The sequence below is a fragment of the Kitasatospora sp. NPDC059571 genome, assembly GCF_042735675.1.
Classification (GTDB): domain Bacteria; phylum Actinomycetota; class Actinomycetes; order Streptomycetales; family Streptomycetaceae; genus Kitasatospora.
Map to the genome: position 1 here is coordinate 1 of NZ_JBHWBW010000499.1, position 4317 is coordinate 4317.

Here is a 4317-nt window from a genome sequence, read left to right on the forward strand (position 1 = left end):
GTGCCGGGAGCTGCGGCTCCCGGCACCGGGCCCCGGGAGCCGGTTCGACCTGGAGGCCCGGGATGCAGTACGATCTGTCTTGTTCGCGAGCGAGAGCAAAGCGAACGGATCAGAAATCTCTGGTCCCGTGGAGCAGTTGGTTAGCTCGCCACCCTGTCAAGGTGGAGGTCGCGGGTTCAAGTCCCGTCGGGATCGCAGTACAGGAGAGGCCCGGAGCCGTCAGGTTCCGGGCCTCTCTCCGTCTCCGGCCACGCCGGCCGTGACGCGTGGTCAGACCACTACACCGAGCTAGGTCTAGACCTCAAGATAACGAGCGTGTGACGGTAGTCACTTATCCCGCCCTGAGATCGGACACTCGACGCCCCCTTCCGGAGCCCCGGAATTTAATATGTAAAATTGCACATGCATTCCCACGAATTTCCCCCCACCCCCGCAGCCCCACCGGGAATCCCGATTACGACATGCCGAAGGGCCGCTCCCCCCGACCCGGCGGAGTCAGGGGAGGCGGCCCTCAGGAAAGCTGCTGAGGCGCTCAGGCCTCGGTGCGCTGAGCCGGAATACCGGCCAGCAGAGCCCGCACCTCCGCCTCGCGGTAGCGGCGGTGCCCGCCGAGCGTGCGGATGGACGTGAGCTTGCCCGCCTTGGCCCAACGGGTGACCGTCTTGGGGTCCACGCGGAACATGGTGGCGACCTCTGCCGGCGTCAGCAGAGGTTCGGCGTCAGGGGTACGAGCGGTCATGAGCGGCCTCCTCGGGAGAACCGAACCAGGGCGGTTCTATCCTTCAAATTCTGCACCTTGACCCGCGATGCCCGAAATGGCACACGCGAGCCGAGTCGGTTATAGGACGAACGGCTTGTCCTGGTGTCTACAACTACACCATCCGTCCAGTCCCATCGGCCAAACCGCCTGAATTGGCCCCTCTGGGGTTCAAGGGCGACGGATGGCCATGGACCGTCCCATAACGGACAGTCACACAAGAGTGACATTCGGTTACGAGATGACCAGACCCTCCCTTTCCCCGCAAAGCACGCACCACCGACAGATGCACCCGGATGAGGACACACCAGGTTGAACTTGGGCTGGTTGTCCCATTTTTGCATATAGGGGTAAGTTCGCGTCAACGGTGAGTAGTGTCACGTTCGGCGGGTATTGACCCGAACCGGGACCATGGTCGCCGGTTCAGGACCGAACGTCCCTACCCATCTTTACCCCGATCACCGACAGCCCCACCCCTCCCGGATGACCCCCGGTCAGCTGGCCTGCCGCAGGGCCAGCACCCGGCGCCAACGGGCCGTCACCGACTCGTACGCCCGTACCGCGGCCGCGGTGTCGCCGGCCCGCAGCGCACCGATCCCGGCCTCGACCACGGCCACCGAGCGCTCCGCCGCCAGCCGCTGCGGCCCCAGCAGGTGCACCAGGCCGCCGTAGTCCAGCTCCACCAGCGACCGCGGGTGGAACTCCTCCAGCCAGCGGCCGACCTGCTCCACCCCCGCCACCAGGTCGCTGCCCGCACCCCGGGCCGACCCGGGCACCGCGGCCCGCAGCGCGCGGTAGCCGCGGGCCACCCGCCGCCGGGCCTGCGCCATGGATGTCAGGTAGAAGAGCGCGGCCGGCTCCGGGCGCCCGTCGGCGCCGCCGGCGCCGGCCGGCACGAACCTGCGGTCGTCCTCCCCGAAGGGCAGGCACCAGCGGACCGGGACCTCCCAACGGGAGGTCAGGATCCACGGCCGGGCGTCCGGGTGCGCCGTCCGCCAGCGGCCGTGGTCGCTCTCCGCCGCGGCCCGGACGGCCGGCGGCAGCACCGTGTCCAGCAGGAAGGAGGGGAGTGCCGTCCGCAGCTCCTCCAGCGCCTGCCAGCTGCGCAGCCGCTCCGTCCACGGGCAGATGTAGGTCACCCGGTCCACCACCCGCACCAGGGCCCGCTCGCTCTCCCGCTCGGGCAGCGCCCCCGGGGTCCGGCCGGCCAACGCGGCCAGCGCCCGGCGCTGCTCGGCCAGGGCGGCGGCGGCGACCGGTTCGCCCGTCCCGTCGGCGTCCGGGCCGTGCTCCGCCGCATACGCCTGCCAGCGGGCCCGCTCCGGCTCGGGGTAGGCGGCCAGCGGCTCGTACACCCGCAGCTGGGCGGCGTACGGCGGGAGCACCGAGGTGCGGACGGCGGTCACTCCGGCATCGTCGCACGCGACGGCGGCCGCCGGGAGGGTGCCGTCGGGGGGCTCTGCGTCGTTATGTCCATGGGACCGTCAGGGGGCAGATCCGCGGACGGACCCGGGGCTAGGCTTCGATCAGACGCCCGCACCACAGCCGCGGGCCCACAAATACTGGAGTCACCACAGTGACCGACGTACACACCGCGTCCGCAACGCACTCCGCACCAGGCGTGCTCAGCAGGATCTTCGCGACCGGCCCGGACGGCGACCTCGGCGGCCACGAGCAGGTCGTGCTGTGCCACGACCGCTCCACCGGTCTCAAGGCGATCATCGCGATCCACTCCACCGCGCTCGGCCCGGCCCTCGGCGGCACCCGGTTCCACCAGTACGCCACCGAGGAGGAGGCGCTGGAGGACGCGCTGCGGCTGTCCCGCGGCATGAGCTACAAGAACGCCCTCGCCGGCCTCGACCTCGGCGGCGGCAAGGCCGTCATCATCGGCGACCCCACCAAGGACAAGAACGAGGCGATGCTCCGTGCCTACGGCCGCTTCGTGGAGTCGCTGCGCGGCCGCTACGTGACCGCCTGCGACGTGGGCACGTTCGTCCAGGACATGGACGTGGTCGCGCGCGAGACGCAGTTCGTGACCGGCCGCTCGCCCGAGAACGGCGGCGCCGGCGACTCGTCCATCCTCACCGCCTTCGGCGTCTTCCAGGGCATGCGCGCCTCGGCCCAGGCCCGCTGGGGCCAGCCCACCCTGCGCGGCCGCCGCGTGGGCGTCGCGGGCGTCGGCAAGGTCGGTCACTACCTGGTCGGCCACCTGGTCGCCGACGGTGCCACCGTGGTCATCACGGACGTCTCCGAGGCCGCGGTGAACCGCGTCCGGGCCGCCCACCCCGAGGTCGAGGTCGTCGCCGACACCCCGGCGCTGCTCCAGGCCGGCCTGGACGTCTACGCCCCCTGCGCCCTGGGCGGCGCGCTGGACGACCACACCGTCGGCGCGCTCGGCGCGGCCGGCACCTCGGTGGTCTGCGGCGCGGCCAACAACCAGCTGGCGCACGCCGGCGTCGAGAAGGACCTGGCCGACCGCGGCATCCTCTACGCGCCGGACTACCTGGTGAACTCCGGCGGCGTGATCCAGGTCGCCGACGAGATCGACGGGTTCAACTTCGAGCGGGCCAAGAACAAGGCCACGAAGATCTTCGACACCACCCTGGAGATCTTCACCCGGGCCACCGCCGACGGCGTGCCGCCCGCGGTCGCCGCCGACCGCCTCGCCGAGAAGCGGATGCGGGAGGTCAGCGCACTGCGTTCGATCCTGCTCCCGGGCACCCGCCGGTCCTGACATCCGGCGCCGCTCCGGGCGCCGGTGCGGCGGGGGGCGGGGAACTCCGCCCCCCTCCGCATCACAATGTGGAACCGGATTCTCACTTCGTAGCCCGATCGGGCGATGCGAAGCCCCCTCGCGAGGGATAATCGAAACCGGAACGACGGGCCCGGTAACGCTCCGGGCAGCCTGCAGAAGCCCGATAAACCTCCCGTGACCAGGAAAGACCCGGTTTCGGGGGTACGCAGTGCGCGCCACGTCACACCCGCGACGTACCGTCCGGCGGCGGAAACAGGTACCGTTGATGCTCCAAGGGACGGCTCTCCCACTCCGGGCAGGCCGCTCCCGATCATGAACACGTGTCAGACTCGGGGCCGTGAGCCCCATCGTTGAGGGGGTCGACCCATGGGGCGCGGCCGGGCCAAGGCCAAGCAGACGAAGGTCGCCCGCGAGCTGAAGTACAACAGCGGCGGGTTCGACGCGAACCGTCTGTCTCATGAGCTGGGCGTATCTCCGTCCACCGCGATCGAGCCTGAGCCGATCGAGGACGAGGACGAGGACGACCCCTACGCGGCGTACGCGGATCTGTACGCCGACGAGGACGACGACGAGGACGCTGCCGACAACGGGCAGCACCGCCGCCGCGCCTGACAGCCGCCAGAGGCCGGCCTGACGCTCCACGAGCGCCGGGCCGGTCTTCGGCATGTCCGGGCCCGGTTCGCTCGGTACGGACCGGCCGGGCCGCCCGGTGCGGCGGCCCCGCCCCGCCGGCCGGGCGCCCACGGCGAAACCCGCCTTAGCCGTGTGTGTCGCCGCCCCCCCCGCGTGGCGGGCTGATATAAAA

The 4317-nt window shown here is 70.9% G+C and carries 4 protein-coding genes and 1 tRNA gene; 3 read left to right on the plus strand and 2 right to left on the minus strand.

Going from position 1 to position 4317, the window contains the following annotated elements; translation table 11 throughout:
- The first annotated feature begins 121 nt into the window (after window positions 1-121).
- Window positions 122-195: transfer RNA gene (locus tag ACFV0G_RS33905), tRNA-Asp, on the plus strand.
- A 337-nt stretch (window positions 196-532) separates the two neighbouring features.
- On the opposite strand, the gene bldC is transcribed toward ACFV0G_RS33905, so the two are convergent.
- Together bldC and ACFV0G_RS33915 are read right to left on the minus strand one after the other, a co-directional pair.
- On the minus strand, window positions 533-739 hold the full coding sequence (gene bldC / locus ACFV0G_RS33910; protein ID WP_014137253.1) for a developmental transcriptional regulator BldC: 207 nt from the start codon (window positions 737-739) through the stop codon (window positions 533-535).
- A gap of 512 nt (window positions 740-1251) precedes the next feature.
- Window positions 1252-2163 carry a hypothetical protein gene (locus ACFV0G_RS33915; protein WP_380556291.1) on the minus strand — a complete coding sequence of 304 codons (912 nt, stop codon included), beginning with the start codon at window positions 2161-2163 and terminating at the stop codon, window positions 1252-1254.
- 170 nt (window positions 2164-2333) lie between these two features.
- Between ACFV0G_RS33915 and ACFV0G_RS33920 the strand changes: the two genes are divergently transcribed.
- Both ACFV0G_RS33920 and ACFV0G_RS33925 read left to right on the plus strand, forming a co-directional pair.
- Window positions 2334-3491 carry a Glu/Leu/Phe/Val dehydrogenase dimerization domain-containing protein gene (locus ACFV0G_RS33920; protein WP_380556293.1) on the plus strand — a complete coding sequence of 386 codons (1158 nt, stop codon included), beginning with the start codon at window positions 2334-2336 and terminating at the stop codon, window positions 3489-3491.
- A 387-nt stretch (window positions 3492-3878) separates the two neighbouring features.
- Window positions 3879-4124 (plus strand): DUF3073 domain-containing protein, encoded by a 246-nt coding sequence (locus ACFV0G_RS33925; protein WP_380556295.1) that lies wholly within the window; start codon window positions 3879-3881, stop codon window positions 4122-4124.
- Window positions 4125-4317: the final 193 nt, after the last annotated feature.